The following is a 17,974-nucleotide window of genomic DNA, read 5'->3' as shown; positions in this document are numbered from 1 at the left end:
TCAGCTCGCCTCCTGCCGGGTCAGTTGGTGTGTGTGCACGTGAAGGTCGCGGAGCAGGCACACCTCGGCCAGGTGGTGGATCAGCTCACGGTTGATGTGCAGTACCAAAACTGCCAGAGGGAATTCGGCGTATGGTCCTTCGGTCGCACCGCACGGGCGGGCGAGGCCGGCTTCGCCGAGGGACTCGACCCCGGCCGTCCACGTGGCGTACTCGGCGTCGAGCTGGGCCAGTGCCTCGGCCGCGGTCGCGGCGTAATCGAACGACCGGCGGTCGATGGGCGCGCGACCGAACTGCGCGGCATTGCGGGCCGCGAGCACGTCGACGATCACGTGCCCGAGTCGCCAGGCGATCGTCGTGAACGGTGCCGGGTCGGGCACCGGCATCATGAAGTCGATGGTCATGGCGGCGCCGGCGCCCGGGCGCACGCTCCAGCAGCCGGGCGCCGGCTCCCAGAAGTACTCGTCGTCGGTGAGTCCGTCGAGGCGATCGCGCAGCTGGTTGGTCCAGTGCCAGGTGAGCTGCTCTCGGAGCAGCGGATTCCAGGTTTGGTCGGTCATGTGCTCCAGCCTGTCGCCTATAGCGGACAGGAACGTTCCGTGATCTGTGGAACGATGAGCGCGTGACCGTCGAGGCGACGACCGAGCGGGTGCTGCGGTTGCTGGCGCTGCTGCAGCGGCGGCCGTCCTGGACCGCCGCCGAGCTCGCCACCGAGCTGGGGGTCACCGACCGCTCGGTGCGCCGCGACGTGGAGCGGCTGCGCACGCTCGGCTATCCCGTGCACGCGTCGGCGGGCGTCGGCGGCGGCTACCAGCTCGGTGCGGGCACCCGGCTGCCGCCGCTGCTCCTCGACGACGACGAGGCGATCGCGACGGCGGTTTCCCTGCGGCTGGCGTCGGGGGGCACGGTCGCCGGGGCGGCCGAGGCCGCGCTGCGGGCGCTCGCGAAGCTCGACCAGGTGATGCCGCCCCGGCTGCGCGCCGAGGTGCGGGCGGTGCACGGCGCCACCGAGACCCTCGTCGGCCCCGGGGTCGAGATCGACGCGGAGCTGCTGGTGACGCTCGCGCGGGCCTGTCGTGACGCCGTGCGGGTGCGGTTCCGGTATTCCGGCCGTGACGGCGGGGAGTGCGAGCGGACGGTCGAACCGGTGCGGATGGTCACCACCGGCCGCCGCTGGTACCTGATGGCCCGGGACGTCGACCGCGACGACTGGCGCACCTTCCGGCTGGACCGGATGCGCGAGGTGGTGGCGACGACCTGGCGCTTCCGGGCGAGGGAGCATCCGGACCCGGTCGCCTACGTGCAGCGGTCCGTGACCGAGGCGCCGTACCGGTACCTCGCCCGGGTGCGGCTGCACGCCCGGCCCGACCAGGTGCGGGAGCTGGTGCCGCCCCAGGTGGGGCGGGTCGAGGACGATCGCGACGGGTGGTGCGTGCTCGTCGTCGGCGGGGAGGACCTGGGCTGGCTCGCCATGCACGTGGCCCGGCTGGGCTTCGAGACGGAGGTGCTGGAGCCTCCGGAGCTGCGGGAGGCCGCCGCCCTGCTCGCCCGCCGCCTCGCGGCGATCGCCGGGACCGGCTGAGTGTCCTGACCCGCACCGGCTAGGCGGCGGGCTGGAGGACCTCCCAGACGTCGACCCACGCGCCGTCGGCGTCGGTACCGCGAGCCAGCAGGTGGCGGCCCGCGTGGCAGAACGCCGTGCTGACCTCGCGGGCCGGGGGCAACTCGGCGCGGAAGATCTCCGCCTCGGTCTCGGCGTCGCGCACCGACAGCGTGCCGTCGGACGTCGCCGCCTTGAGCCGCCCGTCGGGGCTGGCCGTCTCGGCGGCGAACGCGTCGGCGCGGCTGGTGCCCGAGTAGCCGGTGAAGCGCCTCGGCAGGTCCTCGCCCACGATCCGGTCGAGGCGGGCGCCGGTGGCGAGATCCCACACCGTGGCCACGTCCCGGCGGTAGCGGCCGACGCTCGCCGCGCCCTCGCCGGTGGCCACGAGGCGCCATTCGGCCTCGTTCACCAGTACCGCATCGGGCTTGTGCGCATCGGAGAAGCTGCTCGTCATCCGGCCGGACAGCACGTCCCAGACCGCGAAGTGGCCGTCGCCGTCCCACGTCACCAGGGCCAGCTGGTGGTTGGGACCGAGCGCGACCTGGCCGTGCAGCGCGCGACCGGCGCGGCCGGGCCGCAGCTCGGTGACGAGCGCGCCGCTGTCGATGGCGCGGACCTTGACGTATTCGCCGGTCCGTGAGCACTCGACGAGCATCCGGCGGTCCGGCATGAGCAGCCAGTCGCCGTCGACCCGCATGTGGTGGCGCTTCGCCAGCTGGAACCGCTCGACGGTCGGCTCGATCCGCACGTGTGCCGCGATGGTGCCGGACACCACCATGTTGCCGATCGGGATCCGCTGCTCCAGCAGGATGCCGCCGGTCCGGCCGGCGGTGAGCTCGAAGACCCGGTCGTCGGCTGTGCGGACCTGGGCGAGGGCGGCGCCGCGGCCGTACCCCTCGCCCTCCTTGACCAGCCAGCGGACCAGGCGCCCGCGGCCGTCCGGCACGGTCCAGGACAGCGGCTCGACCCGCCACGGCGGCGGGTCGGCGGGGACGGCGCGACCGGTCCGCGCCCGGGTCCAGGCCGCCGCGCCGCGCAGCACCGCCAGCTCCGGTTCGGCGGGCCGGGTCACCGGCCGGCCGATGCCGTTGTGCAGCGCCGGCCCGATGTTCGGCAGGTAGGACCCGCCGCCGACGAGCAGCACCGCAGCCACGTCGGACGGCACGATGCCCGCCCGCGCGACGACCGCCCGGCAACTGGCGACGAGCCACCGCGTCGCCGGCTCGGTGAGCTGATCCAGCAGGTGGCGATCCATGTGGTACGGCGGAGCGCCCGGCTCGATGTGGTCACTGGCTTCCGGCACCTCGCTGAGCCGGTGCTTGAGCTGCCGGACGATGTCGAGGGCGTGGAAGTTGGCCCGGACACTCGTGTCGCCGCCGGCGGCGAAGGCCGGCTCGACCCAGTCCGCCAGCGTGGCCCGCAGGTCGGCGGCGAGCACCACGTCGAGGTCGCGGCCGCTGCCGGAGCTCTCCTGGCTCAGCGGGACCGGCTGGCCCCGCTGGATCTGGGTGAGCGTCGCGCTCCAGGTGGCACCCAGGTCGCAGACCAGCACATAGCCGCCCTCCGGGACCTCCATCAGCGTCATCGGGTCGAGCACCGCCGCGGTGGCGTCGCAGACGAGCTCGACGTCGGGGTAGCCGGACACGGAGGCGGCGGAGACGATCACCTCGCGCCGGGGGTCGTGGGTGCGGTACCCGGTGGGCGCGGTCACGACGACCCGCGCGATCGGGCCGTAGACGCGGCGGGCCTCCTCGAGGATCGCGTCGAGCACCGAGGAGACCAGCTCGGCCCCGTTGAGCAGCTGGTCGCCGAGCCAGAGGGGCGCGTTGGCGTCGACCGCGCGGCGGACCCCGTCGACGTAGTGCCGGGGCTGCTGGTCACGGGCCTGCTCGGCGGCGCCCCCGACGAGCAGCCGGGGGCGCCCGCCACCGGTCTGCAGGGCCGCGCTGCCGGGCCAGCGCAGCGATCCGGTGAGCGGCTCACGCACCGGATGGAGCTGGTCTTGTACGGCGACAGCGGCGGACACGGCCCAGGAGCCCATGTCCACGACCAGGATCGGCTCAGTCATCCGGCACTCCTGACGCATGCTGCGTAGAGGGACGCCACCCTGCGTAGATGTCGGCCGATGGTAAGACTCGCTCGTTGCAGCCCGGTTAACTGATCGTGGTTGTGACAACGCAATGTACGGGTCACCGGCCGGGATTGCCGGCGGGCTCCTCTACAGTTGGGCCGTGCTGGTGATGGTGGTGGACACGGCGACCCCCGCGGTGACCGCGGGACTTGTCACGGTCGGTGACGATGGTGTGACCCTGCTCGATGAGCGGGTGACCGTCGACGCCCGCGGTGCCGGCGAGCTGCTGGCCCCGCAGATCACCGCCGTCCTGGCCGACTGCGGCAAAACGGCCGGCGACCTGGCCGCCGTGGTGGCCGGCGTGGGCCCCGGGCCGTTCACCGGGCTGCGCGCCGGTCTCGTCACCGCCGCGGCGCTGGGCCATGCGCTCGCCCTCCCGGTCTACGGCGTCTGCTCCCTCGACGCCATCGGCCACCGACTGTCCGGCCGGGTGCTGGTCGCGACCGACGCGCGCCGCAAGGAGATCTACTGGGCGACCTACACCGACGGCGTCCGCGACGGTGAGCCCGAGGTGGCGAAGCCCGACGCGGTCGCGGCCGCACTGGCAGGCGTGACGGCCGCGGCAGGCGAGGGCGCCGAGCGATACGAGGCGGTGCTGCGGCTGCCGATCACCGGCCCGCGACACCCGTCGGTCCAGGCCCTGGCCGAGCTCGCCGCCGAGCGGATCCTGGACAAGGCGCCCGGCGAGACGCTCACCCCGCTCTACCTGCGCCGCCCCGACGCCGTGGCGCCCGGTGAACGGAAGCCGGCGCTGCAGTGACCCGGGCGGTCGAGCTCGCGGAGCTGCGGTGGTTCCACATCGAGCAGCTGCTGCCGATCGAGGACGAGCTGTTCGGCGAGGAGCGCTGGTCGGCCGCCATGTTCTGGAACGAGCTGGCCGGCGGCCACCATTATCTCGTGGCCCTCGACGACGACCGGGTGCTCGGTTATGCCGGGCTGGCGTTCGCGCCGCCGGACGAGGCCTGGATCCAGAACATCGGGGTGCGCAAGGACGCCCAGCGGCGCGGGATCGGCCGGCACCTGCTCGAGGCGCTGCTCGCCGAGGCGGAGGCCCGCGGCGCGCGGCAGGTCCTGCTCGAGGTGGCGGTCGACAACGCGCCCGCCCAGAAGCTCTATGCCGGCTACGGCTTCGAGGCCGTCGGCGTCCGCCGCGGCTACTACCAGCCCAGCAACACGGATGCACTGGTGATGATGCGTGACCACAAAGACTGAGCCCTTGGTTCTGGGCATCGAGACGTCCTGCGACGAGACCGGCGTCGGGATCGTGCGCGGGCACACCCTGCTCGCCGACGAGATCGCGTCCAGCGTCGACGAGCACGCCCGCTTCGGCGGGGTGGTGCCCGAGGTCGCCAGCCGGGCGCACTTCGAGGCGATGGTGCCGACCATGCAGCGGGCGCTCGACCAGGCGGGCGTGACCCTCTCCGACGTCGACGCGATCGCGGTGACCGCGGGGCCGGGGCTGGCCGGTGCGCTGCTCGTCGGCGTGGCCGCCGCGAAGGCCTATGCGCTGGCGGCCGGCAAGCCGATCTACGGCGTCAACCACCTCGCGGCCCACGTGGCCGTCGACACGCTGGAGCACGGCGCGCTGCCGGAGCCGGCGATCGCGCTGCTCGTCTCCGGCGGCCACTCCTCCCTGCTGCGCGTCGACGACCTGGCGGGCGGGGTGGTCCCGCTCGGCGCGACCATCGACGACGCGGCCGGCGAGGCGTTCGACAAGGTGGCCCGGCTGCTCGGGCTGCCGTTCCCGGGCGGGCCGCCGATCGACCGGGCCGCGCGGGAGGGGCAGCTGACCATCCCGTTCCCGCGCGGGCTCACCGCACCCCGCGACCTGGTGGAGCACCGGTTCGACTTCTCGTTCTCCGGGCTGAAGACCGCCGTCGCGCGGTGGGTCGAGGCACGGCAACGGGCGGGGGAGCCGGTGCCGGTCAACGACGTCGCCGCCAGCTTCCAGGAGGCCGTCTGCGACGTGCTCACCGCCAAGGCGGTCGACGCCTGCCGCGAGCACGGGATCGAGACGCTGGTGATCGGCGGCGGCGTGGCGGCCAACTCGCGTATCCGGTCGCTGGCCCAGGAGCGCTGCGACAAATACGGCATCACGCTGCGCGTGCCGCGGCCCAAGCTCTGCACCGACAACGGGGCGATGGTCGCCGCGCTCGGCTCCCACCTGGTCGCCGCCGGTGCCGCGCCGGGCGACCTCGGGTTGCCGTCCGACTCCGCGATGCCGGTCACTGCGGTGACCGCGTAAGGGGGTGGCGTCATGGGAGTAGAGTCCAGCGCCGTGATCGTGCGCATGTGGGAGGTCAGGGCGCACCCGGAGGCGTTCGAGGAACTGCTGTCCTGGGTCTGCGAGGCGATGCTGCCCAAGGTCGAGGTGCTCCCGATGCACCTGGCCAGTGAGGTGTTCTCGTCGACGGACCACCGGCTGGTCGTCATCTCGAAGTGGCGGGGCAGCACCCCCGAGCCGTTCGCCGAGCCGCCGTCGCATCTCGTCGCGCGCAAGCCGCAGTTCTGGGACTTCACACAGGTCGACCGGTAGAAAAAGGTAAGGCGCTCAGCGTCCCTGCAGGGTTACGGTCAGCGGGCCATGATACGACTCCCGCTGCCCGAGCCCGGCGAGCCCGACAGCCGGTCCGCGGCGCGATACCTGCTCTGGATCGCCCGGCATCAGCTCCGGCTGATCGCGGGCGGTCTGCTGTTCGGCATCGTCTGGATGCTCAGCCAGGCGCTCGTCCCGGCGGCGCTCGGGGTCGGCATCGACGCGCTCGCCGCGCACGACCGCACCCGCCTGTTGTGGTCCGGGGCGGGGCTGCTCGGGCTCGGCGTGGTCACCGCGATCTCCGGCGTCCTGCGGCACCGGTTCGCGGTCAGCAACTTCCTCGCCTCCGGCTTCCGCACCGTGCAGGTCGCCGTCCGGCACGCCACCCGCCTGGGCGCCACGCTGCCGAAGAGGGTCGCGACCGGTGAGGTCGTCAGTATCGGTACCACCGACTTCGACCACATCGGCAACGCGCTGGACATCACCGCCCGCTTCGGCGGCGCGGTCGTCGCGATCGTCGTGGTCACCGTGCTGCTTCTCCAGGTCTCCGTCCCGCTGGGCCTGGTGGTGGTCATCGGCGTGCCGATCCTGGTCGCCGTCGTCGGGCTGCTCCTGCGCCCGCTGCACCATCGCCGCAAGCTCCAACGGGACCTCTCCGGCGAGCTGACCGGCCGCGCCGCCGACATCGTCGCCGGGCTGCGGGTCCTGCGCGGCGTCGGCGGAGAGGCGGTCTTCGCCGACCGCTACCGGGCGGAGTCCCAGCGGGTCCGCGTCGCCGGCGTCAGGGTCGCGAAGGTCGAGTCGATGCTCGAAGCGGCCCAGATCCTGTTGCCCGGCTGCTTCGTCGCGCTGGTGACGTGGCTCGGCGCGCGGTTCGCCGTCAGCGGCCGCATCAGCGCCGGCGAACTCGTCGCCTTCTACGCCTACGCCGCGTTCCTCATCTCGCCGCTGCGCACGCTGACCGAGTTCGCCGAGAAGCTCACCCGCGGGCTCGTCGCCGCCCGGCGCGTGGTCGACCTGCTGCGGGTCGAGCCCGAGCTGACCTCCCCGGCGGCGCCGGCCCGGCTGGCCGACGGCGACCTCGACGACCCCGACTCCGGGTTCGTCGCGCGGCAGGGCGTGTTCACCGCGATCGCCGCCGTCCAGCCGGAGGACGCCGCGGACATCGCCGACCGCATCGCGCTGTTGACGCCGGAGTCGAAGGCGCGCCTGTGGGAGGTACCGCTGCCGCATCTGGCCCTTGACCGGGTGCGGGAGCACATCGTGGTCGCCGACAACAACGACCGGCTGTTCCGGGGTCCGCTGCGGGACCAGGTCGGCGGCGGCACGGCGACGATGCACGCCGCGGCCGCGCAGGACATCGTCGACGCGCTGCCCGACGGGCTCGACACCGAGATCGCCGAGCGGGGCCGCGACTTCTCCGGCGGCCAGCAGCAACGGCTGCGGCTGGCCCGTGCGCTGGCACTCGACCCGCCGGTCCTCGTGCTGGTGGAGCCGACCAGCGCGGTCGACGCGCACACCGAGGCCCGGATCGCCGAGCGGCTGCCCGCCGCGCGGGCCGGCCGGACCACCGTCGTGTGCACCACCAGCCCGCTGCTGCTCGACCGCGCCGACACCGTCGCCTTCGTCGGCGCCGACGGGCGGGTCGCGGCCACCGGCACGCACCGGGAACTGCTCGTCACCTGCCCCGCGTACGCCGCGACCGTGACCCGGGAGGAGGACTGATGCTGCCCGTCGCCGACGGCAAGGAGGTACGCGCGTACCTGCGACGCCTGTTCACGACGTATCCGCGGATGCTCGTCCTGGTGCTCGTCCTGCACCTGGCCGCCGCGGTCGCCGGCCTCGCCGCGCCGCGGCTGCTCGGCGAGCTCGTCGAGCGCGTCTCCGCCGGTACGACGGCCTGGACCGTCGACCGGGTGGCGCTCACGATCGCCGGGTTTGTGGTCGTGCAGTCGGTGCTGGTCCGATACGCCCGGCTGACCTCGGCGCGGCTCGGCGAGCGGGTGCTGGCGAGGCTGCGTGAGGAGTTCGTCGACCGGGTGCTCACCATCCCGCTGTCCACCGTGGAGCGGGCCGGCACCGGAGACCTGCTGACCCGCGCGTCGCGGGACGTCGGCCGCACGTCCGACACGGTGCAGTTCGCGCTGCCGGAGATCATCATCTCCCTGCTGCAGATGCTCCTGACCTTCGTGGCGATCGCGCTGGTCGGCCCGATCCTGCTGCTGCCCTGCCTGCTCGCGGTCCCCCTGCTGTTCTTCAGCTCCCGCTGGTACTTCAAACGGGCGACGGCCGGCTATCTACGTGAGGGCGCCGCGTTCGCGCAGCTCACCGACGGGCTGGCGGAGACCGTCGAGGGTGCGCGCACGGTCGACACGCTGCGCCTGCAGCAGGTCCGCATCGATCGCACCCAGGAGCAGCTGCGCGACACGTTCGCCGCCGCCCGGTACACACTGCGGCTGCGGACCGTCTGGTTTCCGCTCACCGAGCTCGGCTACGCGCTGCCCGGCGCGGTCACGCTCGTCGCCGGCGGCTGGTTCGTCGTCGAGGGCTGGGCCACGGTCGGCCAGGTCACGGCCGCCGTCCTGTACTTCATCGCGATCATCGACCCCCTGGACCGCATCCTGTCCTGGTTCGACGAGCTGCAGCTGGGGCTGGCCTCGTTCGCGCGCATCGTGGGTGTGCGCACAGATCCGGCGACCCCGTCGGGTGGCGTCCCCGTCGACGAGCGCCTGGTCGCGCGGGACGTCCGGTACGCGTACGTCGAAGGCCGCGACGTGCTGCACGGCATCAACCTGTCGATCCGCCCCGGCGAGCGGCTCGCCATGGTCGGCCCGTCCGGCGCCGGCAAGTCCACGCTCGGCCGGCTGCTGGCCGGCATCCACGCACCGGGCTCCGGCGCGGTCGAAGTCGGCGGCGTGCCGCTCGTCGACCTGCCGCTGGACGAGCTGCGCGGGCACGTCGCGCTGGTCACCCAGGAGCACCACGTCTTCCTCGGCACCCTGCGGGACAACCTGACGATGGCCCGGCCCGGCGCCACCGACGACGAACTGCTCGCGGCACTGGCCACCGTCGACGCACTGGACTGGGCGACCGCGCTGCCCGACGGCCTCGACACGGCGGGCCTGTCACTCTCCCCGGCGCAGGCGCAGCAGTTGGCGTTGGCCCGTCTGGTACTCGCGGATCCGCACACCCTCGTCCTGGACGAGGCGACGTCGCTCATCGACCCGCGCGCCGCCCGCCACCTCGAACGGTCCCTGGCCGGCGCCCTTGAGGGCCGCACGGTCGTCGCGATCGCGCACCGCCTGTTCTCGGCGCACGACGCCGACCGGGTGGCGGTGGTGGAGGACGGCCGGATCGCGGAGCTGGGCAGCCACGACGAGCTGGTGGCCGCGGACGGCGCCTACGCCGCGCTGTGGCGCTCGTGGCACGGTTCAGTGGAAGAGCGCGTAGGCGGTGCCGATTAACGCGACCGCGACGACCGCGAGGAGGAACGTCAGCAGCAGCTGCCGCTCGTTGCTGGTGGCGGTGCCGGACGGTGCGGCGACCGGTGCGAGGACGGGAAGGTCGACGGTGGCGACGCGCAGATCGTCGATCGTCTTCGCCGCGTAGACCGTGCCGACCCGATCGGCGAACTCGTCGAGCGTGAGCCGCCCGGCCTCGGTGTGCCGCTGCAGGGTCGCGATCACTCGCTCGCGGTCTTCGTCGGAGGCACGCACGGCATCAGCATAGGCGCCCGCCCGCCCCCTCGTCCGTGTCGATCATGCGGTCGTGGTGCCTGACAGCATGGACACTGCGGAAGAGGGGCGGGTGCGGAAGGTCAGTGGGTGGCGATGTCCGCCAGCACGGCTCCCGTGACCGTGACCAGGTCGCCCGGGGCGAGCTCGATCTGCAGGCCGCGGCGGCCGCCCGACACGAACATCGTGTCGAAGGCCGACGCCGACGTGTCGATGACGATCGGGAGGCGGGAGCGCTGGCCGACCGGGGAGATGCCGCCGGTCACGTAGCCCGTGGCGCGCTCGGCGGCCGTGGGCTCGGCCATCGCGGCCCGCTTGCCGCCCACCGCCGCTGCCAGGGCCTTGAGGTCGAGCGACGACGACACCGGGACCACACCCACGGTGAGCTTGCCGTCGACCGTGGTTACCAGCGTCTTGAACAGGCGCGCCGGGTCGACGCCCAGCGCCGTGGCGGCGGCCTCGCCGTAGGAGGCGGCCCTGGGGTCCACCTCATACGTATGCGGGGTGAACGCGATCTTCGCGCGTGTCAACAGAGCGGTCGCCGGAGTGCCCTTGCTCGCCACTGGCCCACAATAGCGAGATGCAGATCGGTGCCGTCCAGCTATATCTCGGCCACGGCCACGTCTTCCTGGGCGCCACGACGGCCGTCGACCTTGCGGTATTCGACGGGGACGGGGCGATCACCGCGACCGAGCACCACGTGCGGGTCGCCGCCCGGCCGCAGGTCGGGCTGGTCCGTGTGCGGCTGTGGCAGGGTGCCGGGCCGCGGGTCGGGCGGCTGGTGTTCGACGGGAACCTCACCCTGCCCGACGGGCGGTTCTGCGTCGAGGAGGCCACCGGGCTCTCGCGGTTCGTGACCAAGGTCAACACGAGCACGCCCCGGGTCCTGGTCGCCGTCGACGACCCGGGGCACGCCTCGCGGGTCGACGTGGTGCTCGAGCCGGAGTTCGTGCCGCGCAGCGCCCAGGTCTGGACCGCCGGGGAGCCGCCGTTCCCGAAGCTGACCGTCGCGCCGACGACGCCGAGGCACCGCGCCGACGTGTTCGCCGACGCGCTCGCCGGGCACGACTTTCCGCTCAAGCGGCTGGCGGCGGCGCTGCAGGTGGTGGTGGAGGAGCGGCGGCAGCGCAACTCCGAGCAGAGCGTCGCCTTCTACGTCAACGACATCGTGGAGTGGATGCGCTGGCTGCACGACCGTCTCACGTACGAGATGTGCCGCGACACCGGCCGCTACCTCATGGAACAGTTCGGCCGCCACCAGCCGGACCAGTTGGCCGAGGACGTGCTGATCAACCTCCAGCAGCGGCTGGGGCATCCACTGCTCTGAGCAGCAGCGCGGCCGGTTCACCCGCGACGCGGGTCAGCGCCAGCACGGCCGGCCGCGTGCCGCTGAGCCGCAGCGACCGGCGCAGCTCCTCGACGTCCAGGGCGGAGCCGCGTTTGAGGACGGTCAGTGCGCCGACGTCGAGCGACCGCAGCGCCGCCCGCAGCTTCTTGAGGGCGATCGGCAGGCGGTCCAGCACCTCGTACCGGCGGGCGAACGGCGTGTCGGCCAGGGTGTCGGCGAAGACGTAGGCGATCGTCGCGTCGGCCAGTCTCGCCGCGGGGTCGAGGCCCGCGGCGAACTCCGCGACCAGGTGCGCGCGCACGACGGCGCCGTCGGGGTCGTAGAGGTAGCTGCCGATCGGGCCGACCGGCGCCGTCGCCAGGCCCGAGCCGGTGAGCCCGTGCACCGACGTGCCGCGGAACAGCGTGGCCCGCCGGGGCACCTCGGCCAGCGGCCCGCACCACACCGTCGCCTCGACCACGTCGCCGTCGACGGAGACCCACTCGCCCTCGGCGCCGTCGGGCAGCAGGTCGTGGTCGATGCCAGGGGCCAGCTTGAGCACCGTGTGCGGCACGCGGGTCGCGAGGCCCGTCACGAACTCCCACGGCGGCGAGTAGGCGCGCGGGTCGAACACCCGCCGGCCGCCGGAGGTCCGCCGGGCCGGGTCGCAGAAGACGGCGTCGACCTCGTCGAGGGAGACTTCGGTGGCGTCGCGCGCCTCGACCCGTACGACTCCCGAAAGATCCAGCGCGTGGACGTTGGCCTCGGCGATCCGCGCCGTCACCGGGGAGGCGTCGACCGCGTGGACCCGCAGTCCGGCGCGCGCGAACGCGATCGTGTCGGCGCCGACGCCGCAGCCGAGGTCGGCCACGGAACGTACACCCGCGGCGACCAGGCGTCGCGCCCGGCGGTTCGCCACCACGGCCCGCGTGGCCTGCTCGAGCCCGGCGCGGGTGAACAGCATCACCGTCGCGTCCGCGCCGAACTTGGCCGTGGCCCTGCGCCGCAACGCGGTCTGGGTCAGCGCCGCGGCGGCGAGCGCCGGCGGGATGCCACTGGCGCGGAGCGCCGACGCCGCGGCCAGCGGATCGCCGTCCGGGAACTCGGCCGCCGCTTCCAGCGCCTGCCTTCCGGAAGGTGTACCCAGTGCGAGGATGTCGTCGAGCTCCACGCGACGATTATCCGGAGTGGCCCCGGGGACGGCGCCGGGTGATTTCGTGGCGTGTTTGGCACTCTCCTTGACGGAGTGCTAGCGACCGGCATAACCTCCGATTAGCACTCTCGTGTCGAGGGTGCCAGCCAACCCGGCGGAGCCGGCACCCGCGACGACGGCTTCACCGGGCACTCGATAGCGAAGCATCAATACCCCAGGAGGGTATGCCCGTGACTACCGCGACGAAGGTTGCGATCAAGCCGCTCGAGGACCGCATTCTGGTCCAGGCCAACGAGGCTGAGACGACCACCGCCTCGGGCATCGTCATTCCGGACACCGCCAAGGAGAAGCCCCAGGAGGGCACGGTCCTCGCGGTCGGCCCCGGTCGGATCGACGACAAGGGCAACCGGGTTCCGATCGACGTGAAGGTCGGCGACACGGTCATCTACTCGAAGTACGGCGGCACCGAGGTCAAGTACGCGGGCGAGGAGTACCTCGTGCTCTCCGCGCGTGACGTCCTCGCGGTCATCGAGAAGTGACCCAGACCAAATAAAGCAGTGGCCACCGCCCCGGACCCGTGCGCAGGCGCGAGGCAGCCGGGGCGGTGTCGCTTTGAAGGGACATCACAAGCATGGCGAAGATCCTGAGCTTCTCCGACGAGGCGCGCCACCTGCTGGAGCACGGCGTCAACCACCTGGCCGACACGGTCAAGGTCACGCTCGGCCCGCGGGGTCGCAACGTCGTCCTGGACAAGAAGTTCGGTGCACCGACCATCACCAACGACGGCGTGACGATCGCCAAGGAGATCGAGCTCGCCAACCCGTACGAGAACCTCGGCGCCCAGCTCGTCAAAGAGGTCGCGACCAAGACCAACGACGTTGCCGGCGACGGCACCACGACCGCCACCGTCCTGGCCCAGGCGCTCGTCAAGGAGGGCCTGCGCAACGTCGCGGCCGGTGCCAACCCGGCCGGCATCAAGCGCGGCATCGACCAGGCCGCGGCCGCCGTCGTGCAGGCGCTCAAGGACAAGGCGACCCCGGTCGCCAGCCACACCGAGATCGCGCAGGTCGCGACGGTCTCGGCGCAGGACGCCGCCATCGGTGAGCTGATCGCCTCGGCGATGGACCGCGTCGGCCGTGACGGCGTCATCACGGTCGAGGAGGGTTCGACCCTCACGACCGAGCTCGAGGTCACCGAGGGCATGCAGTTCGACAAGGGCTTCATCTCCCCGCACTTCGTGACCGACGCGGAGGCGCAGGAGGCGGTCCTCGAGGACGCTTACGTCCTCATCACGACGCAGAAGATCGCCGCCGTCGAGGAGCTGCTGCCGCTTCTGGAGAAGATCGTCCAGGAGAACAAGCCGCTGCTGATCATTGCCGAGGACGTCGAGGGGCAGGCGCTGTCGACCCTGGTCGTCAACGCGATCCGCAAGACGTTCAAGATCGTTGCGGTCAAGGCGCCCGGCTTCGGCGACCGCCGCAAGGCGATGCTGCAGGACCTGTCGATCCTGACCGGCGCCGAGCTGGTCGCCCCCGAGCTGGGCTACAAGCTCGAGGGTGTCGGGCTCGAGCAGCTGGGCACCGCCCGTCGTGTCGTGGTGACCAAAGACCTCACCACGATCGTCGACGGCGGCGGCGACCGGACCGAGGTCGAGGCGCGTGTCGAGCAGCTGCGCAAGGAGATCGAGGCCTCCGACTCCGACTGGGACAAGGAGAAGCTCAACGAGCGCATCGCCAAGCTCGCCGGCGGCGTCGCGGTCATCAAGGTCGGCGCCGCGACCGAGGTCGAGATGAAGGAGCGCAAGCACCGCATCGAGGACGCGATCTCGGCGACCCGGGCGGCGGTCGAGGAGGGCATCGTTCCCGGCGGCGGCGCCGCGCTGACGCAGGTGCGTTCCGTCCTCGACGGCGACCTGGGCCTGGTCGGCGACGAAAAGGCCGGCGTCTCGATCGTGCGCAAGGCGCTCGTCGAGCCGCTGCGGTGGATCGCGCAGAACGCGGGCTTCGACGGTTACGTCGTGGTCGGCAAGGTCAGCGACCTCGACTTCGGTCACGGCCTCGACGCCGCGACCGGCGAGTACGTCGACCTGGTCAAGTCCGGCATCGTCGACCCGGTGAAGGTGACCCACAGCGCGGTCTCCAACGCCACGTCGATCGCGGCCCTGCTGCTGACGACCGAGAGCCTGGTCGTCGACAAGCCGGTCGCCGCCGAGCCGGCCGCCGCGGGCCATGGCCACGGTCACGGCCACGGCCACGGCCACTCGCACGGCCCGGGCTTCTAGTTCCGACCTGAACCACGAGAGGGGAGTCCCGCAAGGGGCTCCCTTTTTCGGTGCGCGGCTTCGGTGCGCGGCGTCCACCCGCCACTTCGACGCCTGTCTCTCGTGCCCGCCCTCTCGTGTTCGGCCGTTTCGTGTTCGGCCGTTTCGTGTTCGGCCGTTTCGTGTTCGGCCGTTCCGTGCCTGGCTCTTCGTGTCCGGCTCTTCGTGTCCGGCTTTCGTGCCCGGCTTTCGTGCCCGGCGCTGGTGGCCGTCCCGGCGCGCGGTCGTGGGGCGCCGCTAGTCGCTGGCCACCCGCCCGTCGCTGACCGCTCGTCGCCTCGCTCAAATTGACCTTGGAAGATTTCGGTGCCCAGAGCAACCGAAACCCACCAAGGTCAATTTGTCCTCGGATCTCCTCAGATGTCCCTGGGGGGAATATCGGAAATATCGGGCAGTCTGCAATGGGTGGCAGGCAGGAGCAGCAGCCGGGTGGCCGATATGGGCGCGGACATGGGCGGCGGACGTGGCGGGCGGACGTGGCGGTCGTAGGCGGCGGACGTGGCGGTCGTGGGCGGGCGGACGTGGGGCGGCCACGGTTTGACGGGCAGACGGGCGCGGGGTGGACTCGGGTCGAGGGGCGTGGGGCGGCCACGGTTTGACGAGTCGAGGGGCGTCGGGCGGGCTCGGGTCGAGGGGCAGGTTCGGGTCGAGGGCGTGGGCGGGCTCGGGCCGACGGTCGTGGGCGGCGGACGTGGCGGGCGGACGTGGCCGTCGTGGGCGGCGGACGTGGGGCGGCACGGTTTGACGGGTCGACGGGCGCGGGGTGGGCTCGGGTCGAGGGACGGGGCGGGCACGGTTTGACGGGCGGGCGGGCGGGGCGGGCTCGGGCCGACGGGCGTGGGGCGGGCTCGGGTCTAGGGCGTGGGTGGGGGCGGGGCGGGCGGGCGCAAAGGTTAGGGATCGATTACCGGTCTTGGTGCCGTCGGGCCGACCGCCGCATGCTTGACGCGTGAAGAGTCGAAGGTACGGCGCCCTCGCCGGGATCGCGGCGGCGGCCGCGGCCGTCGGTGTCGCCGAAGGGGTGGCGATCCTGACCGGGGCCACCACCACACCGCTGGTCGCCGTCGGCGGGGTGGTCGTCGACTCGGTGCCCGCCGAGGTCAAGAACTTCGCCGTCGATGTTTTCTACACGTACGACAAGCTTGCCCTCCTGATCGGGACGCTCGTGCTGCTCGCCGGGTTCGCCGCCGTGACCGGCGTGCTCGCGACCCGGCGCCCGGCCTACGGGTTCGCCGGCATCGGGGTCTTCGCGGCCGTCGGCATCGCCGCGGCGGCCACCCGCCACAATGCCCCGTGGTACGCCTTCGTGCCGACCCTCGCCGGTGCCCTGGTCGCCGCGGCGGTTCTGTGGTGGCTGCTGCGCCTGCCGGTGACCGAGAGCGGATACACCTTCGAGCAGCGTCGCTGGTTCCTGCGCGCCGCCGGTGGCATCCTCGCGGCCGCGGCGGTCGTCGGGTTCGCGAGCCGGTGGTGGTCGACCCGCCGCGGGGTGCAGGCCGAGCGCGACGCCGTGCACCTGCCCTCGGTCGCGGAGCCGGCCGCGACGCTCCCGCCGGACGTCGATGCCGGCGTGCCGAATCTGGCCCCGTTCGTCACGCCGAACAAGGACTTCTACCTGATCGACACGGCGTTGGTCGTGCCGCGGGTGTCACCCGCCGAGTGGACCCTGCGGATCCACGGCCGGGTCGAGAAGGAGTTGACGCTCAGCTTCGAGGAACTGCTCAAGCGGCCGATGATCGAGCGGTACATCACGCTGGCCTGCGTCTCGAACGACGTGGGCGGCGGCCTCGTCGGCAACGCCAGGTGGCAGGGCGTCCGCATCGCCGACCTGCTGGACGAGGTCCGCCCGAAGCCCGGCGCCGACCAGGTCGTGAGCCGCTCGGTTGACGGCTTCACGGCCGGCACCCCGACGGCCGCGCTGCGCGACGGGCGCGACGCGATGCTGGCGATCGCGATGAACGGCGAGCCGCTGCCGATCGAGCACGGCTTCCCGGTGCGGATGGTGGTCCCGGGCCTCTACGGCTACGTCTCCGCGACGAAGTGGCTCGCCGAACTCGAGCTCACGTCGTTCGCCGACTTCGATGCGTACTGGATCAAGCGTGGCTGGTCGCAGCAGGGCCCGATCAAGACCCAGTCCCGGATCGACGCGCCCAGGCCGTTCGCCGATCTGCCCGCCGGCCGGTTCACGATCGCCGGGGTGGCGTGGGCGCAGCGGCGCGGCATCTCCAAGGTGGAGGTGCAGATCGACAACGACCCGTGGCAGAAGGCCGAACTGCTGGCCGTGCCGTCGATCGACACCTGGCGGCAGTGGACGCTGGCCTGGGACGCCACGCCGGGCACGCACAGCATCAGCGTCCGGGCCACCGACAACGGCGGGGAGACCCAGACGAACTCCCGGACCCCGCCCGACCCCGACGGCGCGACCGGTTGGCACACGATCGAGGTCAACGTCAAGTAACCGGTCCGCCCCGGATCTGCGCGGAATGTCGATCCGGAATGGTGACGCCGAACGTCCGAGAGTTTCAGACCGACCAATACGGGCGCCGACCACGAAGTACCGAGAAAATCGGGATCGGCGCCCGAAAACCGGGAACCGGACGGATCAGCGGGCGGCCGTGCGTGACCTTGGATTTCCCGCCACCGTCGACGGGCGGCGCTGCGCCGGTACGCCGGGGGCCGGGTGCGTGGACCCGGCGCGCACGGAGCGCAACGGCTGCTGCACGACAGCGGTCGGCGCCGACACGGGCGTCGGCCGGAGCCCGAGTTTCGCCTCCAGCCGGGACACGTCGACCCGGCTGCGGCGCCGGTCGGCCGCGTCCTCCCAGCCGAGCGCCAGCAGCCGCAGCCGCTCGCCCTCGGTGAATCCGCCCCACACACCGTAAGGCTCACGTGTGGCCAGGGCCTGCGCGGCGCACTCGGCCCGCACCGGGCACGCGCGGCACACGTTCTTCGCGGCGGCCTCCCGCCGGCTGCGGGACGCTCCGCGCTCGCCGTCGGGGTGGAAGAACTGCGCGCTGTCCCGTCCCCGGCACAGACCGAGCCGCTGCCAGTCCCAGACGTCCGCGATCGGTCCGGGCAGTCGAGTCACATTGGTCATTCGCTCCTCCTTCCAGGCATGCGGCCTGGAATTCGCGCGTCGCACAACTTGGGTTCAACGCGCGAGACCGCCGCA

16 protein-coding genes and 1 pseudogene are annotated in these 17,974 nt (G+C 72.5%); 11 read left to right on the top strand and 6 right to left on the bottom strand.

Annotated elements, in window-relative coordinates; genetic code table 11:
* Positions 1-558 carry a DinB family protein gene (locus Dfulv_RS44130; RefSeq protein ID WP_259859773.1) on the bottom strand — a complete coding sequence of 186 codons (558 nt, stop codon included), beginning with the start codon at positions 556-558 and terminating at the stop codon, positions 1-3.
* A 62-nt stretch (positions 559-620) separates the two neighbouring features.
* On the opposite strand from Dfulv_RS44130, the gene Dfulv_RS44125 reads away from it, so the two are divergent.
* Positions 621-1,580: a helix-turn-helix transcriptional regulator gene (locus Dfulv_RS44125; RefSeq protein ID WP_259859772.1), complete on the top strand. Its 960-nt coding sequence runs from the start codon at positions 621-623 to the stop codon at positions 1,578-1,580.
* A gap of 19 nt (positions 1,581-1,599) precedes the next feature.
* Here the strand turns inward: Dfulv_RS44125 and Dfulv_RS44120 are convergent, their stop codons facing one another.
* Entirely contained in the window at positions 1,600-3,669 is a 2,070-nt protein-coding gene (locus Dfulv_RS44120; protein ID WP_259859771.1) for an Hsp70 family protein, read from the bottom strand.
* A 163-nt stretch (positions 3,670-3,832) separates the two neighbouring features.
* On the opposite strand from Dfulv_RS44120, the gene tsaB reads away from it, so the two are divergent.
* Genes tsaB through Dfulv_RS44090 form a run of 6 tightly spaced genes read left to right on the top strand, consistent with a single transcriptional unit; the run spans position 3,833 to position 9,732 of the window.
* Positions 3,833-4,492: a tRNA (adenosine(37)-N6)-threonylcarbamoyltransferase complex dimerization subunit type 1 TsaB gene (tsaB, locus tag Dfulv_RS44115; RefSeq protein ID WP_259859770.1), complete on the top strand. Its 660-nt coding sequence runs from the start codon at positions 3,833-3,835 to the stop codon at positions 4,490-4,492.
* The gene (rimI, locus tag Dfulv_RS44110) at positions 4,489-4,944 is read left to right on the top strand and encodes a ribosomal protein S18-alanine N-acetyltransferase (protein WP_259859769.1); all 456 of its coding nucleotides are present in this window, start codon (positions 4,489-4,491) and stop codon (positions 4,942-4,944) included. Before tsaB ends, rimI begins: the two co-directional genes overlap by 4 nt.
* The gene (tsaD, locus tag Dfulv_RS44105; RefSeq protein WP_259859768.1) at positions 4,928-5,977 is read left to right on the top strand and encodes a tRNA (adenosine(37)-N6)-threonylcarbamoyltransferase complex transferase subunit TsaD; all 1,050 of its coding nucleotides are present in this window, start codon (positions 4,928-4,930) and stop codon (positions 5,975-5,977) included. The genes rimI and tsaD overlap by 17 nt, the downstream gene beginning before the upstream one ends.
* A 33-nt stretch (positions 5,978-6,010) precedes the next feature.
* Positions 6,011-6,268 carry a hypothetical protein gene (locus tag Dfulv_RS44100; RefSeq protein ID WP_259869407.1) on the top strand — a complete coding sequence of 86 codons (258 nt, stop codon included), beginning with the start codon at positions 6,011-6,013 and terminating at the stop codon, positions 6,266-6,268.
* A 48-nt stretch (positions 6,269-6,316) separates the two neighbouring features.
* The gene (locus tag Dfulv_RS44095; protein WP_259859767.1) at positions 6,317-7,993 is read left to right on the top strand and encodes an ABC transporter transmembrane domain-containing protein; all 1,677 of its coding nucleotides are present in this window, start codon (positions 6,317-6,319) and stop codon (positions 7,991-7,993) included.
* Positions 7,993-9,732: an ABC transporter ATP-binding protein gene (locus Dfulv_RS44090; protein WP_259859766.1), complete on the top strand. Its 1,740-nt coding sequence runs from the start codon at positions 7,993-7,995 to the stop codon at positions 9,730-9,732. The genes Dfulv_RS44095 and Dfulv_RS44090 overlap by 1 nt, the downstream gene beginning before the upstream one ends.
* Here the strand turns inward: Dfulv_RS44090 and Dfulv_RS44085 are convergent.
* Positions 9,700-9,984: a DUF1707 SHOCT-like domain-containing protein gene (locus Dfulv_RS44085; protein WP_259859765.1), complete on the bottom strand. Its 285-nt coding sequence runs from the start codon at positions 9,982-9,984 to the stop codon at positions 9,700-9,702. The two genes, Dfulv_RS44090 and Dfulv_RS44085, sit on opposite strands and share 33 nt — an antisense overlap.
* Positions 9,985-10,085: 101 nt before the next feature.
* Positions 10,086-10,565 carry a Cys-tRNA(Pro) deacylase gene (gene ybaK, locus Dfulv_RS44080; protein ID WP_259859764.1) on the bottom strand — a complete coding sequence of 160 codons (480 nt, stop codon included), beginning with the start codon at positions 10,563-10,565 and terminating at the stop codon, positions 10,086-10,088.
* Between the two features lie 17 nt (positions 10,566-10,582).
* Between ybaK and Dfulv_RS44075 the strand changes: the two genes are divergently transcribed.
* A complete protein-coding gene (locus Dfulv_RS44075) occupies positions 10,583-11,329 on the top strand; it encodes a hypothetical protein (RefSeq protein ID WP_259859763.1) in 747 nt (248 codons plus the stop codon).
* Here Dfulv_RS44075 and Dfulv_RS44070 read toward each other — a convergent pair.
* On the bottom strand, positions 11,292-12,500 hold the full coding sequence (locus Dfulv_RS44070) for a class I SAM-dependent methyltransferase (RefSeq protein ID WP_259859762.1): 1,209 nt from the start codon (positions 12,498-12,500) through the stop codon (positions 11,292-11,294). The genes Dfulv_RS44075 and Dfulv_RS44070 overlap by 38 nt on opposite strands.
* 206 nt (positions 12,501-12,706) lie before the next feature.
* On the opposite strand from Dfulv_RS44070, the gene groES reads away from it, so the two are divergent.
* The 3 genes from groES (at position 12,707) to Dfulv_RS44055 (ending at position 17,260) form a co-directional block, all read left to right on the top strand.
* Positions 12,707-13,021, top strand: coding sequence for a co-chaperone GroES (gene groES / locus Dfulv_RS44065; RefSeq protein ID WP_190249331.1), 315 nt, complete (start codon positions 12,707-12,709; stop codon positions 13,019-13,021).
* Between the two features lie 92 nt (positions 13,022-13,113).
* Complete coding sequence (gene groL / locus Dfulv_RS44060; protein ID WP_259859761.1) at positions 13,114-14,763, top strand: chaperonin GroEL; 1,650 nt, start codon at positions 13,114-13,116, stop codon at positions 14,761-14,763.
* A 988-nt stretch (positions 14,764-15,751) separates the two neighbouring features.
* The gene (locus tag Dfulv_RS44055; RefSeq protein WP_259859760.1) at positions 15,752-17,260 is read left to right on the top strand and encodes a molybdopterin-dependent oxidoreductase; all 1,509 of its coding nucleotides are present in this window, start codon (positions 15,752-15,754) and stop codon (positions 17,258-17,260) included.
* Between the two features lie 273 nt (positions 17,261-17,533).
* Here the strand turns inward: Dfulv_RS44055 and Dfulv_RS44050 are convergent.
* A pseudogene (locus Dfulv_RS44050) lies at positions 17,534-17,899 on the bottom strand (WhiB family transcriptional regulator); the annotation flags it as partial.
* Positions 17,900-17,974: the final 75 nt, after the last annotated feature.

This window comes from Dactylosporangium fulvum, from assembly GCF_025137375.1.
GTDB lineage: Bacteria > Actinomycetota > Actinomycetes > Mycobacteriales > Micromonosporaceae > Dactylosporangium > Dactylosporangium fulvum.
Note: the sequence above shows the minus strand (reverse complement) of the source record. Positions and strands in the feature narration are given on the sequence as shown.

Coding starts and splice junctions, on each gene's coding strand:
- Dfulv_RS44130 (WP_259859773.1), bottom strand. CDS start 558: ATGACCGACCAAACCTGGAATCCGCTGCTCCGAGAGCAGCTCACCTGG.
- Dfulv_RS44120 (WP_259859771.1), bottom strand. CDS start 3,669: ATGACTGAGCCGATCCTGGTCGTGGACATGGGCTCCTGGGCCGTGTCC.
- Dfulv_RS44095 (WP_259859767.1), top strand. CDS start 6,317: ATGATACGACTCCCGCTGCCCGAGCCCGGCGAGCCCGACAGCCGGTCC.
- Dfulv_RS44090 (WP_259859766.1), top strand. CDS start 7,993: ATGCTGCCCGTCGCCGACGGCAAGGAGGTACGCGCGTACCTGCGACGC.
- Dfulv_RS44075 (WP_259859763.1), top strand. CDS start 10,583: ATGCAGATCGGTGCCGTCCAGCTATATCTCGGCCACGGCCACGTCTTC.
- groES (WP_190249331.1), top strand. CDS start 12,707: ATGCCCGTGACTACCGCGACGAAGGTTGCGATCAAGCCGCTCGAGGAC.
- groL (WP_259859761.1), top strand. CDS start 13,114: ATGGCGAAGATCCTGAGCTTCTCCGACGAGGCGCGCCACCTGCTGGAG.